At 69.7% G+C, this 23,043-nt stretch carries 51 protein-coding genes and 1 tRNA gene; 5 read left to right on the forward strand and 47 right to left on the reverse strand.

Annotated elements, in window-relative coordinates; genetic code table 11:
* Positions 1–33: 33 nt before the first annotated feature.
* Positions 34–414 (reverse strand): hypothetical protein, encoded by a 381-nt coding sequence (locus tag ACOTKD_RS28345; protein ID WP_424891817.1) that lies wholly within the window; start codon positions 412–414, stop codon positions 34–36.
* A gap of 65 nt (positions 415–479) precedes the next feature.
* On the reverse strand, positions 480–755 hold the full coding sequence (locus ACOTKD_RS28350) for a hypothetical protein (RefSeq protein ID WP_424891818.1): 276 nt from the start codon (positions 753–755) through the stop codon (positions 480–482).
* A 118-nt stretch (positions 756–873) separates the two neighbouring features.
* Between ACOTKD_RS28350 and ACOTKD_RS28355 the strand changes: the two genes are divergently transcribed.
* The gene (locus ACOTKD_RS28355; protein ID WP_424891819.1) at positions 874–1,134 is read left to right on the forward strand and encodes a hypothetical protein; all 261 of its coding nucleotides are present in this window, start codon (positions 874–876) and stop codon (positions 1,132–1,134) included.
* Positions 1,131–1,589, forward strand: a complete 459-nt coding sequence (locus tag ACOTKD_RS28360) for a DUF6221 family protein (protein ID WP_424891820.1) — start codon at positions 1,131–1,133, stop codon at positions 1,587–1,589. Before ACOTKD_RS28355 ends, ACOTKD_RS28360 begins: the two co-directional genes overlap by 4 nt.
* A gap of 57 nt (positions 1,590–1,646) precedes the next feature.
* On the opposite strand, the gene ACOTKD_RS28365 is transcribed toward ACOTKD_RS28360, so the two are convergent.
* The 19 genes from ACOTKD_RS28365 to ACOTKD_RS28455 all read right to left on the reverse strand — a co-directional run bounded on the left by ACOTKD_RS28365 (position 1,647) and on the right by ACOTKD_RS28455 (position 8,421).
* Positions 1,647–2,081 carry a hypothetical protein gene (locus ACOTKD_RS28365; protein ID WP_424891821.1) on the reverse strand — a complete coding sequence of 145 codons (435 nt, stop codon included), beginning with the start codon at positions 2,079–2,081 and terminating at the stop codon, positions 1,647–1,649.
* Positions 2,078–2,293: a hypothetical protein gene (locus tag ACOTKD_RS28370; RefSeq protein WP_424891822.1), complete on the reverse strand. Its 216-nt coding sequence runs from the start codon at positions 2,291–2,293 to the stop codon at positions 2,078–2,080. The genes ACOTKD_RS28365 and ACOTKD_RS28370 overlap by 4 nt, the downstream gene beginning before the upstream one ends.
* Positions 2,290–2,532 (reverse strand): hypothetical protein, encoded by a 243-nt coding sequence (locus ACOTKD_RS28375; RefSeq protein WP_424891823.1) that lies wholly within the window; start codon positions 2,530–2,532, stop codon positions 2,290–2,292. The genes ACOTKD_RS28370 and ACOTKD_RS28375 overlap by 4 nt, the downstream gene beginning before the upstream one ends.
* 112 nt (positions 2,533–2,644) lie before the next feature.
* Positions 2,645–2,968, reverse strand: coding sequence for a hypothetical protein (locus ACOTKD_RS28380; RefSeq protein WP_424891824.1), 324 nt, complete (start codon positions 2,966–2,968; stop codon positions 2,645–2,647).
* Positions 2,961–3,137: a hypothetical protein gene (locus ACOTKD_RS28385; RefSeq protein WP_424891825.1), complete on the reverse strand. Its 177-nt coding sequence runs from the start codon at positions 3,135–3,137 to the stop codon at positions 2,961–2,963. Before ACOTKD_RS28385 ends, ACOTKD_RS28380 begins: the two co-directional genes overlap by 8 nt.
* A 51-nt stretch (positions 3,138–3,188) precedes the next feature.
* Positions 3,189–3,572, reverse strand: a complete 384-nt coding sequence (locus tag ACOTKD_RS28390; protein WP_424891826.1) for a DUF4326 domain-containing protein — start codon at positions 3,570–3,572, stop codon at positions 3,189–3,191.
* The gene (locus ACOTKD_RS28395; RefSeq protein ID WP_424891827.1) at positions 3,572–3,832 is read right to left on the reverse strand and encodes a hypothetical protein; all 261 of its coding nucleotides are present in this window, start codon (positions 3,830–3,832) and stop codon (positions 3,572–3,574) included. The genes ACOTKD_RS28390 and ACOTKD_RS28395 overlap by 1 nt, the downstream gene beginning before the upstream one ends.
* Positions 3,832–3,990: a hypothetical protein gene (locus tag ACOTKD_RS28400; protein ID WP_424891828.1), complete on the reverse strand. Its 159-nt coding sequence runs from the start codon at positions 3,988–3,990 to the stop codon at positions 3,832–3,834. Before ACOTKD_RS28400 ends, ACOTKD_RS28395 begins: the two co-directional genes overlap by 1 nt.
* Positions 3,987–4,304, reverse strand: coding sequence for a hypothetical protein (locus ACOTKD_RS28405; RefSeq protein WP_424891829.1), 318 nt, complete (start codon positions 4,302–4,304; stop codon positions 3,987–3,989). The genes ACOTKD_RS28400 and ACOTKD_RS28405 overlap by 4 nt, the downstream gene beginning before the upstream one ends.
* 109 nt (positions 4,305–4,413) lie before the next feature.
* The gene (locus tag ACOTKD_RS28410) at positions 4,414–4,776 is read right to left on the reverse strand and encodes a hypothetical protein (RefSeq protein WP_424891830.1); all 363 of its coding nucleotides are present in this window, start codon (positions 4,774–4,776) and stop codon (positions 4,414–4,416) included.
* The gene (locus ACOTKD_RS28415; RefSeq protein WP_424891831.1) at positions 4,776–5,009 is read right to left on the reverse strand and encodes a hypothetical protein; all 234 of its coding nucleotides are present in this window, start codon (positions 5,007–5,009) and stop codon (positions 4,776–4,778) included. Before ACOTKD_RS28415 ends, ACOTKD_RS28410 begins: the two co-directional genes overlap by 1 nt.
* Before the next feature lie 224 nt (positions 5,010–5,233).
* Positions 5,234–5,560: a hypothetical protein gene (locus tag ACOTKD_RS28420; RefSeq protein WP_424891832.1), complete on the reverse strand. Its 327-nt coding sequence runs from the start codon at positions 5,558–5,560 to the stop codon at positions 5,234–5,236.
* Positions 5,561–5,637: 77 nt separating this feature from the next.
* A complete protein-coding gene (locus ACOTKD_RS28425; RefSeq protein WP_424891833.1) occupies positions 5,638–5,880 on the reverse strand; it encodes a hypothetical protein in 243 nt (80 codons plus the stop codon).
* On the reverse strand, positions 5,877–6,230 hold the full coding sequence (locus ACOTKD_RS28430; RefSeq protein WP_424891834.1) for a helix-turn-helix domain-containing protein: 354 nt from the start codon (positions 6,228–6,230) through the stop codon (positions 5,877–5,879). Before ACOTKD_RS28430 ends, ACOTKD_RS28425 begins: the two co-directional genes overlap by 4 nt.
* 27 nt (positions 6,231–6,257) lie before the next feature.
* Positions 6,258–6,482, reverse strand: coding sequence for a hypothetical protein (locus tag ACOTKD_RS28435; RefSeq protein ID WP_424891835.1), 225 nt, complete (start codon positions 6,480–6,482; stop codon positions 6,258–6,260).
* On the reverse strand, positions 6,479–6,649 hold the full coding sequence (locus tag ACOTKD_RS28440) for a zinc finger domain-containing protein (RefSeq protein WP_424891836.1): 171 nt from the start codon (positions 6,647–6,649) through the stop codon (positions 6,479–6,481). Before ACOTKD_RS28440 ends, ACOTKD_RS28435 begins: the two co-directional genes overlap by 4 nt.
* Positions 6,646–6,846: a hypothetical protein gene (locus ACOTKD_RS28445; RefSeq protein ID WP_424891922.1), complete on the reverse strand. Its 201-nt coding sequence runs from the start codon at positions 6,844–6,846 to the stop codon at positions 6,646–6,648. The genes ACOTKD_RS28440 and ACOTKD_RS28445 overlap by 4 nt, the downstream gene beginning before the upstream one ends.
* Positions 6,847–6,856: 10 nt before the next feature.
* The gene (locus tag ACOTKD_RS28450; RefSeq protein WP_424891837.1) at positions 6,857–7,558 is read right to left on the reverse strand and encodes a zinc finger domain-containing protein; all 702 of its coding nucleotides are present in this window, start codon (positions 7,556–7,558) and stop codon (positions 6,857–6,859) included.
* Positions 7,555–8,421: a hypothetical protein gene (locus ACOTKD_RS28455; protein ID WP_424891838.1), complete on the reverse strand. Its 867-nt coding sequence runs from the start codon at positions 8,419–8,421 to the stop codon at positions 7,555–7,557. The genes ACOTKD_RS28450 and ACOTKD_RS28455 overlap by 4 nt, the downstream gene beginning before the upstream one ends.
* 148 nt (positions 8,422–8,569) lie before the next feature.
* Here ACOTKD_RS28455 and ACOTKD_RS28460 point away from each other — a divergent pair, with 148 nt between their 5' ends.
* Positions 8,570–8,782: a type II toxin-antitoxin system prevent-host-death family antitoxin gene (locus ACOTKD_RS28460; RefSeq protein ID WP_424891839.1), complete on the forward strand. Its 213-nt coding sequence runs from the start codon at positions 8,570–8,572 to the stop codon at positions 8,780–8,782.
* Between the two features lie 316 nt (positions 8,783–9,098).
* Here ACOTKD_RS28460 and ACOTKD_RS28465 read toward each other — a convergent pair whose 3' ends face one another.
* The 25 genes from ACOTKD_RS28465 to ACOTKD_RS28585 all read right to left on the reverse strand — a co-directional run bounded on the left by ACOTKD_RS28465 (position 9,099) and on the right by ACOTKD_RS28585 (position 20,392).
* On the reverse strand, positions 9,099–9,320 hold the full coding sequence (locus ACOTKD_RS28465) for a helix-turn-helix domain-containing protein (protein WP_424891840.1): 222 nt from the start codon (positions 9,318–9,320) through the stop codon (positions 9,099–9,101).
* Entirely contained in the window at positions 9,317–10,006 is a 690-nt protein-coding gene (locus ACOTKD_RS28470; RefSeq protein WP_424891841.1) for a BRO-N domain-containing protein, read from the reverse strand. Before ACOTKD_RS28470 ends, ACOTKD_RS28465 begins: the two co-directional genes overlap by 4 nt.
* 55 nt (positions 10,007–10,061) lie before the next feature.
* Positions 10,062–10,796, reverse strand: a complete 735-nt coding sequence (locus ACOTKD_RS28475) for a hypothetical protein (RefSeq protein WP_424891842.1) — start codon at positions 10,794–10,796, stop codon at positions 10,062–10,064.
* Entirely contained in the window at positions 10,793–11,185 is a 393-nt protein-coding gene (locus ACOTKD_RS28480; protein WP_424891843.1) for a hypothetical protein, read from the reverse strand. Before ACOTKD_RS28480 ends, ACOTKD_RS28475 begins: the two co-directional genes overlap by 4 nt.
* Complete coding sequence (locus tag ACOTKD_RS28485; RefSeq protein WP_424891844.1) at positions 11,185–11,652, reverse strand: hypothetical protein; 468 nt, start codon at positions 11,650–11,652, stop codon at positions 11,185–11,187. Before ACOTKD_RS28485 ends, ACOTKD_RS28480 begins: the two co-directional genes overlap by 1 nt.
* Positions 11,653–11,694: 42 nt before the next feature.
* Positions 11,695–11,768, reverse strand: a tRNA-Leu gene (locus ACOTKD_RS28490).
* A 48-nt stretch (positions 11,769–11,816) separates the two neighbouring features.
* Positions 11,817–12,161, reverse strand: a complete 345-nt coding sequence (locus tag ACOTKD_RS28495) for an HU family DNA-binding protein (RefSeq protein ID WP_424891845.1) — start codon at positions 12,159–12,161, stop codon at positions 11,817–11,819.
* Positions 12,161–12,430, reverse strand: coding sequence for a hypothetical protein (locus tag ACOTKD_RS28500; RefSeq protein WP_424891846.1), 270 nt, complete (start codon positions 12,428–12,430; stop codon positions 12,161–12,163). The genes ACOTKD_RS28495 and ACOTKD_RS28500 overlap by 1 nt, the downstream gene beginning before the upstream one ends.
* Positions 12,427–12,657 (reverse strand): hypothetical protein, encoded by a 231-nt coding sequence (locus ACOTKD_RS28505; RefSeq protein ID WP_424891847.1) that lies wholly within the window; start codon positions 12,655–12,657, stop codon positions 12,427–12,429. The genes ACOTKD_RS28500 and ACOTKD_RS28505 overlap by 4 nt, the downstream gene beginning before the upstream one ends.
* Positions 12,654–12,974 carry a WhiB family transcriptional regulator gene (locus tag ACOTKD_RS28510; RefSeq protein ID WP_424891848.1) on the reverse strand — a complete coding sequence of 107 codons (321 nt, stop codon included), beginning with the start codon at positions 12,972–12,974 and terminating at the stop codon, positions 12,654–12,656. Before ACOTKD_RS28510 ends, ACOTKD_RS28505 begins: the two co-directional genes overlap by 4 nt.
* Entirely contained in the window at positions 12,971–13,792 is an 822-nt protein-coding gene (locus ACOTKD_RS28515; protein WP_424891849.1) for a hypothetical protein, read from the reverse strand. The genes ACOTKD_RS28510 and ACOTKD_RS28515 overlap by 4 nt, the downstream gene beginning before the upstream one ends.
* Positions 13,789–14,409 carry a hypothetical protein gene (locus tag ACOTKD_RS28520; protein WP_424891850.1) on the reverse strand — a complete coding sequence of 207 codons (621 nt, stop codon included), beginning with the start codon at positions 14,407–14,409 and terminating at the stop codon, positions 13,789–13,791. Before ACOTKD_RS28520 ends, ACOTKD_RS28515 begins: the two co-directional genes overlap by 4 nt.
* Positions 14,406–14,729: a hypothetical protein gene (locus ACOTKD_RS28525; RefSeq protein WP_424891851.1), complete on the reverse strand. Its 324-nt coding sequence runs from the start codon at positions 14,727–14,729 to the stop codon at positions 14,406–14,408. Before ACOTKD_RS28525 ends, ACOTKD_RS28520 begins: the two co-directional genes overlap by 4 nt.
* Positions 14,723–15,016 carry a hypothetical protein gene (locus ACOTKD_RS28530; protein WP_424891852.1) on the reverse strand — a complete coding sequence of 98 codons (294 nt, stop codon included), beginning with the start codon at positions 15,014–15,016 and terminating at the stop codon, positions 14,723–14,725. Before ACOTKD_RS28530 ends, ACOTKD_RS28525 begins: the two co-directional genes overlap by 7 nt.
* Positions 15,013–15,498: a hypothetical protein gene (locus ACOTKD_RS28535; protein WP_424891853.1), complete on the reverse strand. Its 486-nt coding sequence runs from the start codon at positions 15,496–15,498 to the stop codon at positions 15,013–15,015. The genes ACOTKD_RS28530 and ACOTKD_RS28535 overlap by 4 nt, the downstream gene beginning before the upstream one ends.
* Complete coding sequence (locus ACOTKD_RS28540; RefSeq protein WP_424891854.1) at positions 15,498–16,208, reverse strand: 3'-5' exonuclease; 711 nt, start codon at positions 16,206–16,208, stop codon at positions 15,498–15,500. The genes ACOTKD_RS28535 and ACOTKD_RS28540 overlap by 1 nt, the downstream gene beginning before the upstream one ends.
* The gene (locus ACOTKD_RS28545; protein WP_424891855.1) at positions 16,205–16,723 is read right to left on the reverse strand and encodes a hypothetical protein; all 519 of its coding nucleotides are present in this window, start codon (positions 16,721–16,723) and stop codon (positions 16,205–16,207) included. The genes ACOTKD_RS28540 and ACOTKD_RS28545 overlap by 4 nt, the downstream gene beginning before the upstream one ends.
* A gap of 55 nt (positions 16,724–16,778) precedes the next feature.
* Positions 16,779–17,918, reverse strand: a complete 1,140-nt coding sequence (gene bet / locus ACOTKD_RS28550) for a phage recombination protein Bet (RefSeq protein WP_424891856.1) — start codon at positions 17,916–17,918, stop codon at positions 16,779–16,781.
* Positions 17,915–18,160 carry a hypothetical protein gene (locus ACOTKD_RS28555; protein ID WP_424891857.1) on the reverse strand — a complete coding sequence of 82 codons (246 nt, stop codon included), beginning with the start codon at positions 18,158–18,160 and terminating at the stop codon, positions 17,915–17,917. The genes bet and ACOTKD_RS28555 overlap by 4 nt, the downstream gene beginning before the upstream one ends.
* Entirely contained in the window at positions 18,157–18,513 is a 357-nt protein-coding gene (locus ACOTKD_RS28560; RefSeq protein WP_424891858.1) for a hypothetical protein, read from the reverse strand. Before ACOTKD_RS28560 ends, ACOTKD_RS28555 begins: the two co-directional genes overlap by 4 nt.
* Complete coding sequence (locus ACOTKD_RS28565) at positions 18,510–18,884, reverse strand: hypothetical protein (protein WP_424891859.1); 375 nt, start codon at positions 18,882–18,884, stop codon at positions 18,510–18,512. The genes ACOTKD_RS28560 and ACOTKD_RS28565 overlap by 4 nt, the downstream gene beginning before the upstream one ends.
* On the reverse strand, positions 18,881–19,354 hold the full coding sequence (locus tag ACOTKD_RS28570; RefSeq protein ID WP_424891860.1) for a hypothetical protein: 474 nt from the start codon (positions 19,352–19,354) through the stop codon (positions 18,881–18,883). The genes ACOTKD_RS28565 and ACOTKD_RS28570 overlap by 4 nt, the downstream gene beginning before the upstream one ends.
* On the reverse strand, positions 19,351–19,704 hold the full coding sequence (locus tag ACOTKD_RS28575) for a hypothetical protein (RefSeq protein WP_424891861.1): 354 nt from the start codon (positions 19,702–19,704) through the stop codon (positions 19,351–19,353). Before ACOTKD_RS28575 ends, ACOTKD_RS28570 begins: the two co-directional genes overlap by 4 nt.
* A 77-nt stretch (positions 19,705–19,781) precedes the next feature.
* On the reverse strand, positions 19,782–20,048 hold the full coding sequence (locus ACOTKD_RS28580) for a helix-turn-helix domain-containing protein (RefSeq protein ID WP_424891862.1): 267 nt from the start codon (positions 20,046–20,048) through the stop codon (positions 19,782–19,784).
* On the reverse strand, positions 20,045–20,392 hold the full coding sequence (locus tag ACOTKD_RS28585; protein ID WP_424891863.1) for a hypothetical protein: 348 nt from the start codon (positions 20,390–20,392) through the stop codon (positions 20,045–20,047). Before ACOTKD_RS28585 ends, ACOTKD_RS28580 begins: the two co-directional genes overlap by 4 nt.
* 208 nt (positions 20,393–20,600) lie before the next feature.
* Here ACOTKD_RS28585 and ACOTKD_RS28590 point away from each other — a divergent pair, with 208 nt between their 5' ends.
* Both ACOTKD_RS28590 and ACOTKD_RS28595 read left to right on the forward strand, forming a co-directional pair.
* Positions 20,601–21,017 carry an XRE family transcriptional regulator gene (locus ACOTKD_RS28590; protein ID WP_424891864.1) on the forward strand — a complete coding sequence of 139 codons (417 nt, stop codon included), beginning with the start codon at positions 20,601–20,603 and terminating at the stop codon, positions 21,015–21,017.
* A 161-nt stretch (positions 21,018–21,178) separates the two neighbouring features.
* Positions 21,179–21,427: a hypothetical protein gene (locus tag ACOTKD_RS28595; RefSeq protein WP_424891865.1), complete on the forward strand. Its 249-nt coding sequence runs from the start codon at positions 21,179–21,181 to the stop codon at positions 21,425–21,427.
* A 246-nt stretch (positions 21,428–21,673) separates the two neighbouring features.
* Here the strand turns inward: ACOTKD_RS28595 and ACOTKD_RS28600 are convergent, their stop codons facing one another.
* On the reverse strand, positions 21,674–22,936 hold the full coding sequence (locus tag ACOTKD_RS28600; RefSeq protein ID WP_424891866.1) for a tyrosine-type recombinase/integrase: 1,263 nt from the start codon (positions 22,934–22,936) through the stop codon (positions 21,674–21,676).
* Between the last annotated feature and the right edge of the window lie 107 nt (positions 22,937–23,043).

Consider the following 23,043-nt stretch of genomic DNA (forward strand, 5'->3'; position numbering starts at 1 on the left):
GGTCTGGGCCGTGTGCTGCGCCGTGTAGTTGGTCTATGCGCACTCCGCGAAGTCGGTGGTGGCGAGGTGGCGGGTGGCTTTGTACGTACCGAGGGCGGTGTACAGGGCGGGGTCGGTGGGTGCGTAGACGTGGACGTGGATCCAGTGGCCGGTGGTGCGGTGCTGGGTCCAGACGCGGATGGCATCGGCGCCGAGGTGGGTGGTGCGGTAGGCCTTGGCGACGTGGCGTCCGTACCAGGAGCGCTGTCCGTCGAGGAGGTTGTCGGCGCCGAGGCGGTCGAGGATGTCGCCGGTGCGGACGAGGTGGCCGGTGTCGACGAGGTGAGCGATGCGGCCGGAGAGGGTGCGGTAGGCGAGGTGCTGGGTGGTGGTGCGGGCGGCGGTGATGGTGCGGCGGATGGCGGTGCGGTTCATCGGTTCCCCCTGGTTGCACTGTGCGGTTGTGAGGCCCCGCCCGGTGCGGGCGGGGCTGGGAGGAGTCAGAAGTTGAAGTGGCGGACGTACTCGCGGATCAGGTCCTGGCCGGTCTTGGTGACCGCGGTCCTGGGGTCCTGGCCGTCGTTGATGCGGGCGAGGTAGGCGAGGCGGATCCGGGAGAGGACCGCGTCGGTGGTCATGCGGTGCATGACGGTGTCGAGGTCGTGTCCGGGCTTGCCGTTCCTCGCAAGGGACTTGGACACGGTCGCGGCGATGAAGGCGACGATCTCGGTGATCTCGGAGTCAGGGGTGAGGCGGAGGGGCTGGGTGTGCGTCATCGGGGCCTCCTCGGGCTTCGACTTACCGTGTATCTACACAGTATCGGGGAACCATGTAGATACACAAGTGGCGTGAGAAGATTCTCTGTAACTACACGGAAACAGCGATGGAGGGACGATGAGCGAGGCCCCTAAGACCACCCCCGCCCGGCACACCACCCCCCGACCGATCCGTGTCCCTGACCCGCTCTGGAACGCCTACGGACGCATCTGCGAACGACTCGACACCGACCGCACAGGCGACCTCCTCGACCACATGCGCAGCCGCGTCCGCGAACATGGCAACGACCAAGACCTCGCCGACCTGGAGGCCGCCGAGCGTGAGTTGGCTGAGCGACGCTCCCGGAAGGGTGGCCGGCCACCACGGAGCCGAGCGTGACCAGGGATCTCGCGGCGTTCGTCCGCGCCCGCCTCGACGAGGACGAGCATGCCGCCCGTGCTGCGCTCGGTACGCCGTGGATTCATCGGGAGGGCGTGGCCGGCGTCCACTCGGACGCCACCGACGACTACCCGCACGGTGTCCCGATCGCTGACTGCCGCCGCATACCAGCCGAGTACGAGTGCAGGGTCGCCGTGGCCGAGCACATCGTTCGCCACCAGCCCGCGTGCGTCCTGGCCGAGGTCGAGGCCAAGAGACGCCTCGTCGACCTGCACCAGGGCGAAGGCGAGTTCCCGGAATGCGCCGTGTGCGCGCAGCCGGAGTTTTTCGCCGAGGACGCTGACGGCAACCGTGAGTGGTTCCGGTGGTCGGAGCCGACGCCGTGCTTGACGCTGCGCCTGCTCGCCCTGCCGTATGCCGATCATCCGGACTACCGCGAGGAATGGCGCCCGTAGCGGTAACCACCGGGACGGAGGCGGCGCCAGTGCCATGACGGGCACCGCCGGCCGGGCCTACTCACCTTCCTGGCTCTCCAGGAGTCCGCCGAGTCCGGTCATGCGGTTCGGTCCGGCGGGATCGAATCCTTCGCCGAGGACCCTGTGTTCGAAGGCGTCGCCGACGGACTCCCGGATCAGGCCGAGGAACTGGTCCGCGAGGGGGTCTAGTGGTGTCCGGACAGTGTCCGCGCTGGTCAGGGCGCCGGTGGGTGAGCCGGTGTCCGGGGTTGTCCGGGTGGTGTCCGTCCAGATGATGCGGGTGGCGCCCCCGTGTCCGTGGACCGCATCGGCGTCGGAGATCCCGTTCCAATGGACCGTGGAGGGCCGGAGGCCGCGCCACCGGATGGTGACTGCGCCGTCGGGCCACTGGACGCCGTCGGCGACGATGCCGGTGCCGGAGACACCGGTGACGTCGTGGTCGCGCTGGAGAACGAAGAGCCGGGGGATCACTGGGTGCCTCCCATGGTGGTCATGGCGGTGCAGAGCCAGACGGTGGCGACCTGCTCGGCGGACTCTGGCGAGTAGCCACGGGTGGCGAGTTCGGCGCGCATGCCGTCGGCAGCGTCGAAGAGCGGCGCGAGCTGCTCGGCCATGGTCATGAGGGCCGTGCTCAGGTCGGCGCGCATGCGGGCGAGTTCGTCGAGGTTGGGCTGGTCAGTCATGGCTCGTTCCTTTCGATTGCCTGGTGTCGATGGAGTTCGGTACGTGCCGCGTCTCGCTCGCGGCGTGCTGTGTGGAGTGCGGTCTGGAGGCCGCCGACCTGTCGGCGTAGGGCGGTGAGGTCGGCGGTCAGGTGCTCGATGCCGACCCGGAGCAGCACCGCCTCGGCCTGGGTGAGCCGGCCGCGGACGGTGGCTTGGTCGAGTGCGGCGAGGAGCTGCTCGCGGGTCGGCGTGGTCACGGTCGTCTCCGGCGGGGTGCTGCTCGGGTGCCGCGGCCGACGCGGGATGCCAGGAGCAGGGTGGAGAGCTGGGTGAGGCCGCCGGCTATCGCGGCCGCGGTCTCCAGCGTGGTCACCGGCGGGTCTCTCGGGCCAGTACGGATTTCACGGAGACGCCGTTGACGGTGATGCAGGCGGCGGCCCTCTTCGCCAGACGGAGGGCGGTGTCGATGTCGTGGCGGTGCGCCTCGATCCAGGCGTCGGTCTGGTCGTAGGCGTTGACGTCGTAGTCCCATTCGCCGTCTGATCCCAGGCAGCGTCCGTGTCGCGTGATGGCCCATCGGCCGGCGCGGTACTCGACCTTGATCTCGAAGAGGTGGCGGTCGACGTGGTCCTCGGGCAGGCAGGAGACCACATAGCGGGTGGGCTGGACGGTGGCTTCGGGCAGGTCACGCATCGTCGGTCTCCTCGCCCTCCGGGACGTCCGGCAGCGGGTAGCCGGCTTTCTCCAGGTTCCAGACGAGGTCGCCAGCGTCGAAGCCGTAGCCGTCGTTCACGTCGCTGTACCAGGTGGCGACGATGCGCAGCACTTTGTTGAGGTCGGAGGCCGGGCTGGTGTCGGTCATCGGCGTCCTTCAGTAGGGCCCGGCCGCACGCGGCGGCCGGGCGAGGAGCGTTCAGCGGTTGGCGAGCTGGAGGAGTACGGTGCCGTGGCAGTAATCCGGCTCGCCGGGCTTCGGGAGCGGGCACCAGCACGTGAGATCCCGGCCGGCCAGGACTTCCGTCACCTGGTCGAAGAGACGTGGCTGGTGATGAAGCCAGGTCTCGTACAGCTCGACGGCCAGCGCGCGGGCGTCCCTCTGGCTACTGGCGGGGATCTCCGTGACAAGCACGTGAGGCGACTGGCCACGGCTTCCGGCCCAGGCCACGACCCATCCGGTACCCCGGGGCGTCTGAGTGGTGATCCACGGATTCGCCCAGCGACCAGGGCGGCCGACGTACACGGCTTCCTCGGGGGCGCGCCATCCTGGCGTGCGTTGGCGCTGGATCCGGGCGGGCATCAGGAGCTCCCCTCTACGCGCTGCCAGTTGACCGTGCCCTGCTCGACGTAGCCGCTTGCGCGGCTGCTGCCGGTCGGCTCCAAGGTGTCGGGGTCGAAGTCAGCGAGGTAGCGCCTCCAGAAGGACACCCGGGCGCGGGCTGCGCCGCTGGATCCGTACGGGCCTTCGTAGGTGGTGGTCGTCTTGCCGTCGCGGTGCTGGATGGTGATCACGGCGCGGTAGACGGTGGCGTCGGCGGCCATGCCGATGGAGCGGGCCATCAGGCGTCCTTCTCGGCGCGGCGGGTGATCATGCGGGCCTTGATCTGCTCCTGCGTCGGCGGCGTCCACTGGTGCCAGCCCACCAGGGGCTTCCACCGCTGGAGGTGCTCGCGCTTCTCAATGCCGCAGTAGCAGCACGCATTCGGAGAGGTGGTCATCGGTCCCAGCCCTCCGGCAGGTACGCAGCGGCGAGCTCCTTCACCCACTCCGGGCGGCGGTCGTTCCACAGTTCGCGGGTGATCTCCTGCTTGCCAACGCCTCCGGACTTCAGCCGCCTCGGGCCCGTCACGCTCACCTTGAAGGCTCCGGGCTCGTGCCAGTCGTCTCGGTGGTCGGGGTGCCGCCACCAGTAGGTGATCTCGACGGTGGCAGGGGCCATGGTCGGTCCGAATTTGTTGGGCAGGTCGGGGACGTCGGTGACCGCGATCTTGATGCGGCGCTCTTCAGTAACGATCTGGGGGCTACGGGTCATCGGCGGGCTTCCTTCTTGGGTCGGCCGGACAGGCGCCGGCGGTCGGGCGGGGTGACGAGGACGCTGGTCCAGAGGCAGAAGAGGGCTATGAAGCCGATCAGAGCGAGCATCAGTCCGGCTCCGCGAGAGCGAGTTGACCGGCCGCTTCGAAGGCGGCTCGGCGGGTGGAGGCGGCGGTCTGACGGTGGTGGTCGCGGTCGTAGTGCAGATGACAGCCGTTGCACATGGCACGGAGATTGGCCGGGTCGCAGTTCTCCGGCGTGTGGTCCAAGTGCGCCGTCGTGAGCACCACGTCCGAGCCAGTGCCGTACGCCAGCTTGCCGTGGATGTTCGGGCACCGGCCGTCGTGGGTGCCGCGGCCGCACTCGCCGAAGCACTCGCACCGGCCGCCGGCGCGCTCGAAGCGGATGCGGCGGCTGATCTCCGCCCAGTCAGCCGGGTACCGGCCGCGGTTCTCGGGGCGGATCGGCATCACTGCACCCCCGCGATCACGCGGGCAACGTCGACCTCGTGGGCGTGGCCGTTCTCGTGCGCCCACTTCGCGACGTCCCTGGGCCAGCGCCAGTCGTAGTAGCCGATGACCACGTGCGTGCCGTCCTGGCGGACGGTGTGGGCGACATTGCCGCGGTGGGTGGGGCGGGTGACCTCCTTGACGACGGCCGCGGCTGATTCGGGGCTGATGCAGGTGAGGCGGATCTCGGGCACTACAGGCTCCTGGAGTTCGGGTGATGCGAGGTCAGAGCGCTTTGACCGGGCTGGGGATGGACGAGGCGGATATGGCCCGCGAGGTGGGGCGGCATGCCGGGGGCCCACGAGCGCCCGTGAGGGGCGCTGCGGGGGCTGGTCGGCCCCGAGTGCCCGCAACGCCTGTTCGTGCGCCACGTGGCCACGCAGATGCCTTCACGGGCCCGTTGAGCCCCCGGCCTCCGTCACCACCTGCTCCGCGTCCGCCCGCGCTCGCACTCGTCCGCGTGCTCCCGGTCCTCCGTGACGTGCCCCGTCACGCAGCACCACGTCGGCCCCTCCGGCCGCGAGGCCCGCCGTTCGATGTCCGTACGCCGCGCCGCCCGGGCCTCCTGCTTCGCTTCGATGCCGCGGCAGTGCTCGCGGCGGGCGGCGTGCGCCAGGGCCAGCGCGGCGAGCACGTAGGCGGCGGTGAGGGCGGGCTGGCGGATGACGTGGGCGTAGGCGGCGAAGCCGGCCATGGTGGCGGCGATGCCGGCGAGGGCGTGGGTCTGGGTCTGGTGGTGGCGCATGGCGTGCTCCTGAGCGAAGTAGTTGGTGTGGCCAACGGTTGGCCGGGTGGTGATGAGAGCGGGCCGGCGGCCAGCGGTCATCCGTCGAGGCCGAGGAGTTCGGCGAGCTCGATGACGGCGGGGTGGTCGATGGCGCCGTAGAGGCGGTGGGCGATGTCCCAGGCGGCGGAGAGCTGGGCGCGGGTGCGCTGGAGGGAGGCGCGCATCTCGGTGAGGGTGCGGGTGTCCTCGGCGTGGTCGGCGCGGAGGGTGTCGAGCTGGTCGTAGAGCTCGTCGAGTTGCTGGCTGTTGAGGTCGTCGAGGTGGATGCGGTCGGTCATGAGTGCACCGGCCTGTCCTTGCCGCAGGTGTTGCAGGTGAAGCCACGGGGCGGGCTGTCCTCGCAGGTGGGGCAGCCCGGTTCTCCGAGGAGGGTGGCGGGGGTGACTCGGAGGGCGGTAGCGAGGGTGAGGAGCTCGTCGACGCTGACGGAGCGGAGGGCGGTGGAGTGGGTGGAGTATCCCCGTTCGATGGCGCTGATCTGGTTCAGGCCGAGGGGGTGGGAGGCGGTGAGGGTGCGTACGGCGAGGTCGGATTGGGTCCAGCCGCTTTCGGTGCGTAGGCGGCGGACGTTCTGGCCGACGTGGCGGGAGTGGGTGACTTCGTCGGGGGTGCGGGGTGTCTTGGCCATGGCGAGGGTTCCTGTTCGGGCGGCGGGTTACTGGGCGGCGGGTGGTGGCAGCAGTCCGAGCGCCACGGCGGCGCGCAGCCAGTTGCGGGCTTCCTCAATGAGCGCTTCGGGGTTGTTTTTGCCGAGGCTCAGCCAGTCGCTTCGGGTGCCGCCGGTCTGGAGGCGCCATCGCGCTTCGGCGAGTTGTCGGACGCGGGGGTCGGTGTAGTGCACGAGTTGCGCGGCTTCGGTGTTGAGCAGGTGTTCGGTCACGGTTGTGGCTCCCGGGTAGGCGGTCGGTTGTTCCAGGCGTTGATGCGGGCGTCGTGGCTGATGGGTTTGATCCGTCCGCCGCGTTGGCCGGTGCAGCGGTTGCCGGGTGAGGCTCCGCACCAGGGGCAGGGGATGGCGTGCTCGGGGTGCGCGGGGCTGGCGGTCACGGGGACCTCCTCGGGGACCTCTGACCGAAGTCGGGGCAGAGGTCCTTGCCGGTCACCTGACGCCAGCCTTCGGCCGTTGCCCGGCGGCGGAGTTCAGTGCCGGTCTCGCCCGGCAGGGAGAGGCCGAAGGACGCGCCGCACAGGGCGCCGGAGCCAGGGCCGTCGCACCAGATGCGCCGGTAAGTGGCGAGGGACATCGATGGCCTTTCAGGTGTCGGATGGCTTGGTGACGGTGCCGGGCGGGAGGGCAGCGAGCGCAGCCCGGGAGGCGTCGAGGCGCCGCTGGATCTCGGCCTGCACCTCCTCGTCGCTGACGGGCGGGAGCCCGGAGGCGGCGCGGTGGGCGGCTTCGCGGCGGGCGGGGTGGACGTCGGCGCGGCGTCGGCCGGCGGTGGTGCAGCTGCGGCCAGGGTCGGCGCCGCAGCGGGGGCAGCGGATCGCGCGGGGGTTGGCGTTGCCGTCGCGGGGCTCGGGGACTCCGCCGATGGCGGCGACGATGGCGCGGCCCCGCCCGGGCGCGGAGTCCATGCCGGCAGCCAGAGCGCGCAGTGGGGGCACAGGGCGGGGTTCGAGGTCTCCGCGGGCGACGGCTTGGCGTTCGGCGAGGAGGGCGGCCCGGTAGGTGCCGTCGCCGGTGTCGCCGATCGGCGGCTCGGACTCGGTGTGCCGCTCCAGGCGGTCGCGGATGTGCTGACGCCACTGCTCGGCGATGTCGGCGGGGCGCAGCGGGTAGGGCGAGCGCTGGTAGTGGTGCACGACTGCGTGGGCGGCGAAGGGCAGGGGGACGTCGTGGAGGATGACGGCCCACATTTCGGCTTGGCCGGCGGCGTCGGCGGGGTTGGGGCGGACGATGCGGTCGTCGACGAGGGCGATGCGGTCGAAGAGGTCGTAGACGTCATCGAGGGTCACTGGATCATCCCCTTCTGGCGGTGGATTTCGCGGGCGGCGGCGAGGGCGGCGCGTTGCTGGGTGGTCCTGCTGGCGGCCGGGCTGCCGGGGAAGGGCACGACCGTGGTGTCTGCGGCGGCGGGCGTGGTGCGCTGTTCGCGGACCCACTTGCGCCAGAGGGCGTCAGGGTCGGCGGCGAGGGTGGCCTTGGCGGTGTGCCAGTCGACGAAGGCGGCGGTGACGGCGGCGAGGGCGGTTCGCCCGCCGAGGCGTTCGAGGTGGCCTTCGCGCTCGGCCCAGGCGAGGGAGTCGCTGCTGGGCTCGAAGGTGGCGGGGATGGGTGTGTGCGCCTTGTCGGCGCGGTGGCTCGTACTACCGGTACGGGGGGCACACACATCAGCCCCCCTAGAGGTACGGGTCGGGCCGGGCCGGGCCGGGCCGGGGACGCGCGTGCGCGGGGCAGCGTCTTTCGACGCGTCGCGAGACGGTGGTGTAGACGCGTCTACATCGCCCTCCTCGGGGTCCTCGTCCTGCGAGGTGTCGTCGCTGCGCTTCTTGTCCCGCCACCGCTTTTGACGTGCGGTTTTGGCTTCACGGTCGGCGCGTACCTGCTCGGCCGTGGGCTGGTACTCGTGGTAGTCGTGGATGCGCCAACCCGTTCCGGAAACGGGCACCCAAAGTCCACTGTCGACGAGCTCTTGAGCGCGCTTAGACGCGTTCTTCACGTCGGCTACGAGTCGCAGTTCCTTCGTCTTGACGACGCCGTCGGTGAGGTTTTCGGCCGACCAGCAGATCGCGGAGACGTAGAGGCGGAACGCGCTGTCCGACAGGAGTCGGACTTTTCGGTTCGAGGGGAACCGGTCGTCGAAGCGGACCCAAGGCATGGGGGTGGTGCTCCTATCGGTGGTGGTTCTGGGGTGCAGGGCAGGGCAGACCGCGCGTTTCGGGCGGCCGTTTCCGGTGCCCCGAACCACGTACATCATAGCGCTTATGTACGTGATGTACATGAGCGCGCTCAGGTACACTCCCGCCATGAGCGCGACGAAGGTTGAACACGAGGCACGCATCGCGGACGTACGCAACGCGTTCGCCGACGCGATCGGCCGCGCCCGCTATGGCGACGAGGTCACCGTGCTGACCAGCCGCGGCAAGCGCGTAGCGGCCCTGGTCTCCATGGAGTTCTACGAGCGCGCTCTTGAGGCCCTGGGCGAGACTCGCGTCCCGGCCGACGAATCGAAGGCCTGACGGGATCACCACAGCGTTCCCTCCGGCCGGCGCCCGGGCGGCGTTCCCGGCGGACACTGGTGGTCCACCACGTGCCCGTGCGTACAGAGCAGGCTGCAGTCGATCCGCCACCGCAGCTCATGACCGCTGGACGTCGGCCGCAGACACCAGTGCAGCCGGTTCGGCGTACGGAACCGCTCCGCCTCCGCCGCGGGCATTGCCTCAGCGTCCGCGGTGACGTTCAGGCCAGCGCGTCGGCCGACCAACTGCTGCCACACCGGCAGGCCGCAGCGAGGGCAGTCCGTACGGACCGCCCCGCCGCCGCCCGGGCGCGAGGTCACCGCGCGCCACCCGAGGAGCCCGGAGCCGGCATCGGCCGGGGCTCGCCGCCACGCTGCCGCAGCGTCACTCCGGCGAGCAGGAGAAGCTTCCGCGCCCCGCCGTAAGACCAACCAGTCGCCGCGGCGATCTCCCGGATCTTCGCCCCGTCCCGGTACAGGGGCGCCAGACGCTCAGCCTCAGCCCTTCGGGCGGCGCCGGTCAGGTACGACCTGGTCATCGCTGACCGCCTTCCAGCGCGGCCCGGCCGATCGCGTCCAGCTCCAGCGCCGTCTGTACACCAGCCTGCGCCGCGGCCAGTTCGTAGAGCACCTGCGTGAGGCGGCCGGCCAGGATCGGCAGCGCGTGGGCGTGGATGTCGAAGCGGCTGCCGACCGGCCAGAAGAGGTCTCGGAACTCCTTGCGCGGCGTCCCGGTCAGCTTCAGGACTCCGGCGTCGGTCAGCCGCTCGCGCAGGACGACGGCGTCGTCGACCGGTAGGCCGTAGCGCTGCCGGAGGTGAGCCGCGGCCTTCTCCCATGTGAGGACGACCGGCTCGCCGAGGTTGCCGGGGACCGGCGGGGCGTAGTGGCCGTGTTTGCGCAAGGACGGCAGGACGTCGTGGAAGACCCATCGCTGGAAGCGCTCGATCTGCTTGCGGATCGCGTCGTTCCTGATGCGGCCCGTCTTGCGCTGGCCGATCACGCGGTAGAAGCCCGGCTCTGTGAGATGCCAAACCTGCTGGTTGCCGCCGGGGGTCCGCACCAGTGCGGACCCTTTCTCGTCGTCGGGGATCGAGCGGAGCATGTCTCGGGCGTCCTTGTAGGCCAGGCCCCGGGCGAGGCCGGGGGCGAGGACTACGAAGGATCCGTTACGGGGCAGCACTTCGATGTCGAATTCGGCGGTGGTGAAGTGTTCGATGTTCACTCGTATCCCCTTTCAACGTGGCCGTGGGGCAGGAACGATGGCTGCGGGCATCCCGCTAGGCGGCTTCCGCTGGAAGGTCGGGGTGCTGACGCGCGCGGCGCTCTGCAGAGCGGATGCGTTCGCAAGCCCGGCAGCGGCGCACCTTGCCGCGCCGACCGCGGTCCCACCGGGTGTTCTCCAGCGTGAGCTCGTGTCCGTGGGCACAGTGCGTGGCCAGCACGGCGGTGTACGAACCGACCCGGCGATCGATACGAAGCCTGGGCGGCGCTTCCGGGGCGTACCAGCGAGTGGCGAACCGTCGTTTGGCGGTCGCGATGCGGCCTTTCATTGCCACGTCGCTGATGCCGAGAGCCCGCGCGGCTTCCTGCAGGGTGCCGTGGGCGGCCAGGGCGAAGACCGCATCCCGGTAGACAGCCGGCAGCGTGTCCAGGATCTGATGGACCGCGATCCGTTCGATCAGCCGCTCCTCCACAGGCGACTCGTGTATGTGGCGCCAGTACGTGACGAAACGCGGCGCGCTGCCGACGGCGCGCCCGCCGGAGTCGCGGGCCACGCCGTAAAGCTGCCAGCCCTGCCGGACGTCGGCGTAGATCGCCTGCCAGCCGGTACGGACCAGGTCTTGTGGGGACGGCGGCTCGTCGGCCGCGGCGAGTGCCTCGGCGATGGCGGACCAGGCGATGTCGTAGCGCAGGTGGGCGTTGGAGGCGAGGGTCCGGTCGGCGCGTACGGCAGATGCCGCGAGCCGGTGGAGATCGGCGAGGGTGTAGCCATGGAGGACGACGTCGCTCATGCCGCCTCCTCGTAGCGCGAAAGGTCGGCGAGAGTGGTCTTCTGCTGCGGCATCTTCGGGGATGGTTGAGGCTTCCCGGAGCCGGACGGGCCGTAGTGATCGCCGAAGACGGTGATCCCGTCCGGGCCGGCCAGGAGCGCGGCAGCGGCTACTCCGGTCGTAAGGTCCGATGCGGTCTGGATCGCCGTGCGCCGGACCTCAGGGACGTCGGACCGGTACTGGAGCGTGTCCCCGGCATTGCCGTACCACCGCTGGGCGAGGGCAGGCAGGACACTCTCCAGCTCGTGCGGCGGGTACTCGGCGAGGAGCGCGGCTGCCCGCAGGGGCACGGCGAAGCGCAGGAACTCGCGGAGGTCCTCGATGGCCGTCATTGGCTTCGGCTGCTGCATCACGCCGCTCCCGCCTGAGAGCTGCGCGGACGGGACGCCGTCGCTTGCCGGGCGGTGTCCTCTTCAGGCAGGTCCGGCAGAGCGAGGTTGGTGTAGCGGGGGCGGTGATCTCCATACAGGTCTCGGCAGCCGGCGTACCGGCACCAGTGGGCACCGGCGAACGTCACTCCGCCGTCCGCTGTGAGCGCCAGGGCGGCGAGCGCGCGGGCCAGCGCGTTGAACGCTGCAGCGCACCCCTTGCCGCCGTGTTGGAGAACATCGCCTTGAGAAGTGATGATCTCCGCGCACTGACGTCCGATGGCGGCGAGCTGCGGAGAGCTAAGCCGTCTCAGTTTCATCATGTGAAGAGGCACAGCCGCGGCCAGCGCCGTCATCAGCAGCGGATTCTCCGCGGCCGCGCCGGCATCGGCCCTGTCATCGCCCTCCGGCGTGGCCTGAAGGAATTCGGGGAGGCTGATCTCGGTCATGTGGTGCTCCTGATCTGCCGTGGTGCTTCTGGTGGATGGGGGCGCCCGGAGCGAGACTCGAACTCGCACTTGACCGGTTTTAAGCCGGTTGCGTCTGCCAATTGCGCGACCCGGGCTGGTGCTCCCGAGGCGGGGGTACGTGGTCGCCCCGCCCCGGGGGCCGATCAACGGGACTTCGGCCGCTTCCGGGCCGTAGCCGCGGCCGGGTCGGCGGCCCGAACGGTGGCTCGAAGACGCGGAGAGGCCTTGAAGCGCACTACCTGACGGGCGGGGACCGGCACGCTGCCACCGGTCTGCAGGTTGCGGGCCGAACGCGGCGGCATCTTCTTCGGCGTCCAGGTGCCGAAGTTGCTGAGCATCACGGGGCTGCCCGCGGTTACCGTGCGGGCGATGGTGTCGAAGGTCTCGCTGATGACGGCGTCAACCTGTGCGCGGCTGAAGCCCGTCCTGGCGGCGACGGCGTCCACGAGGGCGCCCCGGTTCATGCGGTAGGTGGTGTTGTCGGTCATCAGTCGTCGTCCTCGCAGATGTCGCTGTCGTGGTGGCTGTGGTGCTTGGGCTTCTTCGGCTTGCTGGACTTGGCCTTCGTCTTGGCCGGCTTGGACTTCGAGGAGCTGTGACTGCTGCCGCCCTTCGACCCGTGGCCGGAGGGACGCTCGGGAGCGGCCACGTAGGCCATGGGCGCTGCGGCGTCGCAGTCGTCGGGGGCGTTGCCGCACGCGGTGAGCGTGGCCGTGAGGAGGAGCAGGACGGCCGCGGGTGCGGTCGTGCGCTTCATGAGGTCGAGCCCTTCGAATCGGTGGGGCACTGGTGGGAGAGGATCGTGTCGGTGATGGTCAGCACGCCGGCCGCGCTCGCATGGGTGGTCCATCCGCAGCCGCCGCACAGATAGTCGGCGGTGGGGAGGCGGAGCCAGGAGCCGCGTCCTGGGTTCCACGGGCGGGTGTAGTCGCCCATGTCGATGTGGAGCCCCGGGAGCGTGGCCGGCGGCCATATGCCGCTCACGCCGCGTCCTTCTCGGCGTCCTTCCGGTCCCTGCGTTCTTGCAGGTGCAGCCGGTAGCGGTCCCGAGGGCCGGTGCCACCCCACACTCCGTGCCGGTACTTCGGGGGCGCGCTTCCTTCCGCGTCGAGCGCGGCGAACAGGCACTCCGTGATGACCGGGCACTGGGAGAAGACGCAGAATCGCCGGCCATCCTGGATGGCCTCGGGGGTCTCGGTGTCCGGGTAGAAGACGCGCGGGTCCACTCCCCGGCAGGCTGCTCGGTCCTGCCACTCGGGCGGCCGAGGAAGGGTGTCGGGGGCGTAGAGGGAGGCGGTCATCCCTGTACCTCCACAGTGGCGAGGGCCTTCTTCTCGGCGTAGCGCTGCCGGTAATGGCCCCGGCGGGCCTCCAGGCAGGGCTGGCAGACAGGAACTCCGATGCGCTGGTGGATGTGCGCGCCTTCGGGCTTGCCGCACATGCCGGTCCACTCGGGGAAGGCAGCGGGGTCGTCGATGGTGTCGTCGTCCCAGGCGCTGACCGGGGCCCACCGGCGGGCGGCAGCGTGGTTGCGGGCCCGGCTGTATGCCTGGTTGTCGACGCCGAGTTGGCGCGGGTCCGTGCGCCAGAGCTCGCCGTACAGGCAGAGCACCGCCCGGGCGGTCCGGGCGATCACGCGGTCGCGGTGAATGGTGGCCCCGAAGCTGGTGTCCGTCATGCGGAGCCGAACCGCGAGACGGTGCTGCGGCCAGCCCGCAGCCACGAGGGCCTGAAGCCGACGAGTAGTACCGACGGCATTGATGAGCGTCGCGGCTCCGAAGTTGTCCAGGGTCGGCTCGACGGCGAGCACAGCAGCCGCCAAGGCCGGGCGGACCTGCACCTGCGGCGGGGTCCCGCGGTCGGGACGGCCGTTGAGCACTGCTTGGAGGCGCTTGCGGTCGACGCCTGCAGCCGCAGCGATGTTGCGGAGTCCGAGCCCGCACTCCTGCAGGTTGCGGATGTGCTGCCGTACGGGCTCGGCGTCTACGTAGGGCTGCCACTGCCCGCGTCGGATGGCGTGCTCGCGGGCGTCGTTGTATTGGGCAACAGCCCAGCCGCAGGTGTAGCAGCGGCAGCCGTCGAGCTTGTACCGGGGGTAGCCGTGCGGGCGGTCGCTCATGAGGCCACCACCGGAACAGTGGCGGGCCAGTGCACGGTGTCGAGGGCCCGGCGCTGCTGCTGGGGAAGATCGAGCAGCGGGTACCCGAGCCAGTCCAGGCCCATGGCCGCGAAGACGGCCGCGTCCGCGGCGTCGTACCGGCCGACGCCTTCGCACCAGATGCCGAGCTGCTCGACAACGAAGGTGTGCACCATGCCCTTGGCGATGCGGGCCCGCTTCTCCTTGGGGTGGTCCTGGGCGGGATTGGCGACGCCGGTAGCGAAGATGGTCCTGTTGTGGGGGTTGGCCACGGCGTACGGGATGTCCCGACGCCACAGGGCGTGGGCAAGCATCCACCAGAGGCCGGCGCGTTCGTGGTGGCCAGCCTGGAGCTGCTGACCGTACGCAGGACCCTCGATGACGACCAGGTCGGCGAGCTTGGCCCGGTCGGTCACCTCGCCGAGCAGCCAGGCGAGGCGGGCGTGGCCGGTGAGATTCTTCGGGCGGAGGGCTTCGGCCCAGTCGGCCCCGGCGATGCCGCAGGACGTCAGGGACGGGTCGAGGCCGATGACGAGAGGGCGGGGGCCCGCCCCGGCCGAAGCCGGAGCGGGAACCGCGAGAGATTCAGAGGAGGTCACTGACGCCCCCTCGGCGACACATCGCAGGCCCAGCAGGTACGGCTGCCGTCGGCGTGGATGAGGTGCATGTCCTGACCGTGTTCAGGACACGGCCCCGGCATGTTGAGGCCGGCGAGTGGGTGAGGCTCGGCGTCGTCGGCCGGGCTGGTGCGGGGTGCACGGTGCCGCCCTCGCGGCTCGCCACGAGACCCCAGCACTCGGCGGAGCACCGCCCGGACACCCCACACCAGGAGCACGAGGGCGATGACCGCGGCCGCGATGAGCGACGTGACGCCGATGCACGTCCAGAAGATCACCCACCAGTCAAGGGCATTCAGCATGAGCCCTCCTCGGCAGCGAGCGGCCCGGTGGCCCGGCACTCCACACAGCGGGCGGTGCGCGCCTGGACGTCGACCTCGTGCGGCATGTGCGGCCGCTCGCAGGGAAGGCACGGCAGGTACCGGACGGCGTAGACCTCGGCCAGGCTGAAGCCCACGTACGGCGGCTGCGGGGCGAGACGGCTCCGGCGCAGGTGCGCGGTGGTGGTGATGAGGCGGCCGTTGATCGACCACGCCGCGACGGTCAGCCCGCCCAGTCCGACCCCGGCCGCCATGACGGAAGCGATCACGAGGCCACCCCCGGCTCACGACCGGCCGGACGCTCGACCGTCAGAGTTCCCGAACGGTCGGCGAGCTCCCTGCACATGGAGTCGTTCGCGGCCTGCACCGAAGCGAGCTGCTCGGCCAGGGACCGGCGGGCCCGCTCGGACAGCATCAGCGTGCTGCCGCCCGGCGCCGCGGGCCTCGGCCGGCGGGCGTCCGCCACCTCCGCCCGGTACCGGGCACACGCCCCGACCGCTCGCTCCAGACGGGAACGGAGCTGCGCGACTTCCGCGCCCTGGTCCTGGCGGGCCTTTTTCAGCAGCTCATGGCTCTGCTTGAGCCGACCGTCCAGTCCCTTAACCTCCGCGTCGGCCTCACCGAGGACGCGCCGCAGATCGGCCAGTTCCTTCTCCAGACGGCTGGCCTTCCGCCGCAGCCGCAGACGCTCGGTCAGGACCTGGCGATACATCCCCCGCCAGCGGTTGTACGTACGACGACTGATGATCATCACGCCTCCTCGAAGGGGATCAGCGGCCACGCACCCTCGACGACCGCGCACGGGTCCTTACGGCGGAAGTACTCCTGAAGGGAGGCGGCCTGCTCTGCCGCCCACCCGACCTGGGCCGCGTGCAGCTCATCGAGCGACATCGCGGCGAGCGGCGCGTACCAGCAGCCCTGACGCCACGCGACCCGGCACGCAGCGATCGCGTCCGCATCCGCCGAGTGCGCCCGGTCCAGTGGCACCTTGTATTGCTCGCACAGGGCCGTGAGCTTGCGCGGGCCCTTGCGGTACTGGTCGGCCCGCTTGTCCAGGACGAGGGGGTCGATCACCCGCAGGTCTTTGCCGACGTGATCGGTGAGCGGCGTCATGCCGTACCGGCGCGCCTCACGGTCCAGGACTGTCAGGTCATAGCGGGCGTTCATGGCCACGACCGGGATGCCGGACAGCACGACCTGGGAGAGCGCGGCGAGTACCGCCTCAACGACCTGCCGCAGGTCGACGCCCTCGGCGCGGGCCCTCTCCGTCGTCACCCCGTGAATCTCGGCAGCCTCAGTGGGGATCTCCTCGCCGTCGACGTCCGACAGCCACGTCACGGACTGCGTCGGCCGACCAGCGCCGCATTGGACCACGCACGCCGTGACGATCCGCGCGGTTTCCGGATCACGACCAGTGGTTTCCAGGTCCACACCGCACAGGCGGCCTGCGTGCCACGTCATGACGCGCCGCCGGCAGTGATCTGCGGCAGGCCGAGGTGCGCGAGCCGGCCGTCCCGCCAGGCCGCCGCCAGGGCCTCACGGCCGCCGTCCGTCGGCCGCACGCTGTGCGTTCGGCCACGTGTCGCCCGGATCTCCACGCCCGGCACGTCGTGGACTTCGCCCGTCTCCTTATCGGCCCACTGGGCAACGCCAGCCGCCGTCATCTCAGCGAGCAGGGCGGCCTGGTATGCGGGGCGGACTTCGGTGACCAGCCGACTGGTGACGTTGGCAGGGGAGTGCTTGCGCACCCACTGCAGAAACAGCGCCTGGTCGGTGACCATGGCCTCGGGCTTCGGGGTGGTGCGGCTGATGGTGGCAACCTTCGTACCGTCAGGGAGCGCAGCCTCGACACGTGATACGCCGCTGGTCTCCAGCTGCTTCTGCATCTGGGCCTTCACCTCCTTGAGCCGGTCACCGACCGCGTCGGCAAGAGCCTTGAGCGCGGCCTCTTCCAGGGCGAGTTGCCGCATGTCCATGTGGTCTCCTTGAGCGGGGCCGCCCCCGATTCGGACGGGGGCGGCCCCGCGTGAATCAGGCGGCGTCGCCGCGCAGTTGGCTGAGGAGGCCGCGGATCGCCTCGGCGGGCGCGAGGTCCAGCGGCATGCCGAGCGCGGCCTCGGCATCGCGGTTGATGTCGTCGATCCCGTTCTCAGCAGCGAACGTGCGCAGCTCGGCCTCCGCCTGCGCGGCGGCCTTGTCCTCGGCGGGCTGCTCCCCGACGGTCTCCGCGTCCACCACCCCGTCGTCGTTCCCGGTGATGTCCGTCTCGCCACCGGACGGCGCGGGCGCGGCGAGCTGCTGCCCCCTAGCGATCAGGTACGCGCCCAGCTCAAGCAACTCACGGTCGGCGGTCTTCACCGTCTCGGCGAGGAGCCCTTCACTGTGGGCCTGCCGGTACAGGTTCTTGACCACCGACTGATCAGTGGTCGTGCCCGCGACATCGGCAATGCCCTGCGCGGGCTGCGAGCGGCCCTTGACTGCCGCAGTTCCCGATTGCTCAGCGTCCGGACCGGGCGTGGCCCAAGGGTCACCCCCGCCCGGCTGCACCTTCCGCAAGTGCCGCTCGGCGGCAGGATTGTCGGCCTGCGCCATCTCCTCGGCGGTGTACACCCCAGCCAAGTCGTGCGGGAACGCCATCCGCAACGCCAGCGCCTCGGCGCACTTCGCGGTCATGGTTGCCCGCATCTTGCCCCACAACCCCGACGGACTGCCGTCGCGGTTCGTCTGCACGTACTCGGCGTAGCGGGCCACGGCAGAGAACCGCATGCCGTTACGGATCACCGTGACCTTGGCAGCGGCCGGCGGCTCGTCCGACAGCCACACGTCCCGCCATCGCCCGTCCTTGGCGCACCACAGGGTGTCCTCGTAGCCGAGCGCGTGCCCGGCCTCGGCGGCGGCCCGGTGCGCGATGACGCGGTACCCGTCGATGCTGGTCTGCGGCGTGTACACCTTCCGCTGCTGACGCTTGTCGTAGCGGCCGATCAGATAGATCTGCCGGGAGAACGGGTCCAGGCGGGTGCGCTGGCACAGGTGTAGGAAGGCGGACAGTTCCTCGGCAGTGACCTGGTTGTCAATGCCGGACTGGCGGAGGACGGCACCTTGTTCGGGGGTCCATTCAGTCTGGTCGGGGCGTACGGCGAGCGCGCCGCCAGCCTTGACAATCTCGCTCACGGGCGTCCGTCCTTCGACTCGTTGAGGGTGAAGAAGATCCGGTCCGGGGTCTCGTAGTGCCGGACCAGGTGACCGGCACGGACCAGAAGGTCCAGGTCCCGGCGGGCCGTACCCCGGTTCGGGGCGGCGTGCCCGTTCACGCTGTGCGTGCGCAGGACCCGGCGCGTGGTCCACGCCCCGCCCTGCTTCTGGATCGACGCCAGCAGATCCGAGACCCGCGGACAGAAGGCGGCCTCACTCACGCGGCACCTCCAACGAAGCGCACATACATGCGTGCGCCGCTGCCTGTCGGCGAGAACTTGGCCTCGAAAGTCCCGGCCGGCGAGTAGCTCGCCAGCTCACCGGTACGCACCTGACGGCACACGTTCCGCGCCGACGCTGTGCTCTTGTACGTCGTCACCAGGCGCCACCTGCCGGGCGACTTCCGGAGCTTGTCCGCAGCCGCGGCGTGATCGGCCAGGGTGGGCTTCTTCGTCGCCGCCCTGGCCTCGCGCAGTACCTCGTCGTGGTGCTGGTCGACGAGCTCGACCGCGTCCAACTCGGACAGCCGGCGGCCTTCGACGAGTGCCTCGTAAATGGCTCGTCGGGCGCTCATGCGGCCGCACCCCCGTCCCGCTGATGCGGCACGGCCTTCGGCATTCCCAGCACCCGCAGCCGCTCCGCCAACCGCAGCACCTGCCGTCCGTACACCGGCAGCGTGCCGCCGCCGATCGACTCCAGCAGGCCTTCGACCAGCGCGTCCCGCTCGTGCGTGGCGTGGGAATCCGGACCACTGGCCGCCCGGTCCGCGGCCGCGATGTCCACGAGAATCTCGCCGACCCCCTCGGGGTCCTCCTCGAAGTCCGCCGCGAGCTGCACCAGCAGCGTGCCGATCATGTGCGACACGTCCAGCTCGACACCCGTACCGGTCTGGTCGACGTAGACCCTGAACGGCCCCGTCACGGGCTGCCGGTCGTTGAGGCTCATCGCGGCCCCCGCTCGTCGTAGTGGGACGCGACCTTCACGGTCTCGACGGTGTGCCCCGTGGAGACGAGGGCACCGTCGTCATCGCGCATCAACAGCTCGCCCCCCGCCCAGACGACACGGGACCGGGAATGCATCCGCCGAGCATGCGTCTCGCAGTGCTCCTGCGCCGCCCCGAGCTTCGAGTACGGGGCCCCCAGCGCTGTGCCGTCGTACCGCGCCTCGTAGACCTCCAGGCCCTCGGGCGCCGGCGCTGAGACGATGGTCGCCAGCCGACTGATCACGACGTAGACCCCGAGCTCCATCTGCCGCAGCCGCTCCAGCTCAGCGGCCGTCTCCGGCGACTGCAGCAGCCCGGCGTCGTCGAGTGCCTGCGCCGCCTCCGACGCCGCATCGGCGAGCGGATCCCGCGAGACCTCCCAGGCCGCGACGATCACGTCCCGCGCCTTCCGGACGCGCGCCTCTCCGCTCACCGGGACACCGCCGCACGGATGTCATCCATGACCAGCTCACCCGTCGGTAGAGGCACGGAGACCCGGATCGCCACCCGCGAGCCGTCCCCGCGAACGGGGGTGTACGTGTGGAGCGTCCACATCTCGATGCCCTCGAATGCAGGGCTGATGTGGATCTCGCCGCCCCGCTTGGCCAGCCACAGGCCGAGGTCGTCGATGTCGGCAACCGTCACGTAGACCGCGTCCTCCCGCCCGATCAGCGTCGGAGCGGGCAGCGCCAGGTAGTCGAGCATCACCTGCACGGCATTCGCGTTGTCCCGGCCCTGCACCCATGAGGGCAAGGGCTGGCGTTCGATACTCTGTGAGCTCACGGTGAGCCTCTCTTCCTGGTGGTGTGAGGTGATCCGTGCGGGGGCCGCTCGGCCGGCAAGCAAGAGCGGCCCCTTCCTTACGCCGAGCGCAGCGAGCGGCGGCCTGGCAGCGGCTTCAGATGAGCCAGGGGGTGAGCCCCCGCTGAAGCACGCGACGGAGGGGCCAAGGGGCCCGTCGTCGGGGTGTGATGGAAGATCGAGTCGATCGCGTCGAGGTCTGCCTCGGAGAAGGTGACGACGCGCCCCTTCTTCGTGTGCGGCAGCTTCTGGATGTGGCGGCGGAGCCAGCTCTCCTCGACACGGAGTTCGACCGCAGCCTCCGGGTACGTGTACCGGCGGCTCATACGGCGGTCCGTCTCAAAAGTGGCGTGGCTTCGGCCTCCGAGGCCGGCACGGCTCGCCCAGAACGGACGAACAGGATCGGCAGGTCTACGCCGATTGCGTTGCTGATCGCACGCGCGGTGGGGTAAGTCACCCACTGCTGTGCGCCGCTGGTCAGGTTTCCCACGGTGCCGACAGCTACGGACGCGCGTTCGGCGAGGTCCCGCACGGTGACCCGCTGTCCCGATCCTGTGCGCCGCATGAGGCGTATGAGCAGGTCGCGATCGTCCAGCAGGTACAGATCGTCACGGGCAGGCATGTTCACCTCCTCAAACGGAGCGTTCATCTGCTTGAACATCTTCAGCATGGCATGAGATGAACGACCTGTCCATCGAAATGAACGGCGTGTTGTATTCGCGTCAAATCAGCCGGACGCCCTGTTGCCCCGTGTCGCACAGGATGGACAATCCGTTCAGCAAGCGAGATGGCTTGGTGCTCTGAGCAGCAGTGACGACAACGCTGTCACTCAGGCACCATGGACACCATTGACATGCAAACGGAACCGGGATGGCAGGATGACCACCATGGTCGAACAGGGCGAGACGAAGCACGAAGAGCGCTGGGACCTGTCTGACCTCGTCAAGGACCGGCGCGCTGAGCTCCGTCTCAGCCTCAAAGCCCTCGAAGCTCGCACCGCCGACACGGCCGGCATCCCAGCTATCAAGCTCGGTGTTCTCCACCGCCTGGAGAACCGTCAGCCGACCATCCCCTTCCGAGTACCTGAACTGAAGGCGCTCGCCCAAGCACTTGAGCTCCCGTTCGGCCGCCTACAGGACGCCGCCGGCGCACAGTTCCTCGGCATCGACACCACATGGAGCGCCTCGGGAGAGGCCCGTGCACTGGTCGAACAGGTGGCGCGGTACACCCCCAAGCAGCGCGAGCAGCTGGCTCGCCTGCTCGACGCCTTCGAATCCTCGCCGCGGAGCGAGTAAGTCCGCCCTTACCTGCGATCTTTATGCGCAGAACCAGTAGTTCAATCCTGTCCGACCTGGCACGATGAGGGTCCGCCTGGGGGGCGTGTTGATGAGAACCCCGCATCCGGGCTGGTCCAGCCTGCGATCAGTCTGGGTGCGCCCATGCCTACGGGGGACATATGGCAGACGAGGCAGCGGACAGGAAGAGAGCAAGCGCACGGTTCGAGCTGAGCGATCTCCTGCCCGACGGCGAGGTGATCATGCCTCTAGAGCGGGACGGGGAGTTCGTGATGCTCGTGCGTCGCGGCCACATGACCCCCGAGGCCATCTCCGAGATCAACAAGCGACTGGAACACATTGTGGGCAACGGGCTGTGGGAACAAAGGTGGGACGGCCCCTGCGCGCCTCACCCCGGCAAGGACACCTAGGCGGCACCTGCCCCTTGTAATCCCTCCGGTCGAGCTGCCACCGACCTCGGCGTCGAAGTCGTCACACGCGGCGCCGAGGTCGCGGCAGCGACATGGGGCCGTGCAGGAGTGATCGAAGCCCCTCGTTCGGCGGCCACCCACCCGAGCCGCCCGAGCCGCCCGAACGCTCGCCGACACCAACATCCACGCATTCCGCTTGGGCGGCCAGAAGGCCCGAGCGGACAAGCGCAAGCAGTCTCCCTCCGTCTAGGCCTCACGCACCACCCGCAACCCCGGCTGCTCCGGGACCACCAGCATGGCCTCGACGACTTCACTGATCTCGTCGTCGAGGCCCTCCAGTAGATGCCCGTACCGGTCCACCGTCGTCGAGATCGACTCGTGACCTAGCCGGGACTGGATCTTCGCCAACGGGACCTTCTTGGCGATCAACCAAGCAACATGCGTGTGACGAAGGTCATGAATCCGCGGACGCTTTGGAAGGCCCTTGTCCATCGCAGCCCGCACCGCCGGCTGCCACTTCCGGTTGTAGAAGTTCGCATGCCGCCAGTGATTCCCTAGGACCGTCTGGAAGACAAAATCCTGCTCCCTCAGGCCCGCGATGCGTTTCCGCACCAGCTCGACCTGGGTCGGCGCCAGACGCAGCGTCCGACGGGCCTTCTTGGTCTTCGGCGGCCCGAGGTAGTGAGTGCTCTCGCTGCCCTTAGGAGCCTTCTTCCAGGCCCGGGAGACCGTGACGGTCGGCTTCTCGCTTCCGAGCCGTAGGTCGCGTCGCTGGAGCGCGGTAGCCTCCCCCCAGCGCATGCCCGTGGACACCAACCAGTCCACGAGATCGACAGCGTCGGGGTCCTTGATCTCGGCGCGGATCCGGGCGAACTCGTCCTGCTCCAGAAAGCACATCTCCTCCTCGACTTCGTCATCCACCCGGGGGAGTGACGTCTTGCTGCACGGGTTCTTCGCGCGAAGCGGGGGAGTGGCATCGACGGCGGCCTGGAAGATGCAGAAGAGCAAGCCGTGCCGGTTCCTGATGGACTTGGGATCCGCCTCGGGCGTGATCCACGTCTCCGGATCCTCGGCATCCCGTACGCCGTCGGCCTGGAGGGCTACCCAGTCCTGGACGTCATCCGCCGTCACATTGCACACAGTGGCCGGCACGACGAGGCCGGATGCCGTCGTGTGCACCAAGCGGGAGACATGAAGCCTGACGTCCCGTTCGTAGTCCTCCTTCGTCCGCTTCTCGACCCCTGTGAGCCGCTTCACGTAGCGGTAGGCCCAGGCAGTCAGGGGCAGGTCTCCGGGGATGGCCTTCTCCTCGACGAAGCCCTGACCGCGGACCCAGCCATGAGGCCACTGCTGCTTGTGTGCGTTTACCAGATCTTTGAAATGATCTGCGGCCTCGTGCGTGTCGAAGTTCTCGGTCTCGACCTTGCCGGTGCGACCCCCGCCGTCGCGCCAGCGAACCTGATAGGTGATCGTTCCGTCCGCCTTCGGGCGTTCCACGATGCTTGCCATGGAGCGACGATAGGACTGTCGATCAGCTTCCGGGTACCCATCGGGTTCCCAAGCATCGGGAATGACAAGGCCCCTGACCTGTCTCTGCAGGTCAGGGGCCTTGTCCC

This window comes from Streptomyces sp. XH2 (assembly GCF_049725035.1).
In the GTDB taxonomy this organism is placed as follows: domain Bacteria; phylum Actinomycetota; class Actinomycetes; order Streptomycetales; family Streptomycetaceae; genus Streptomyces; species Streptomyces roseoverticillatus.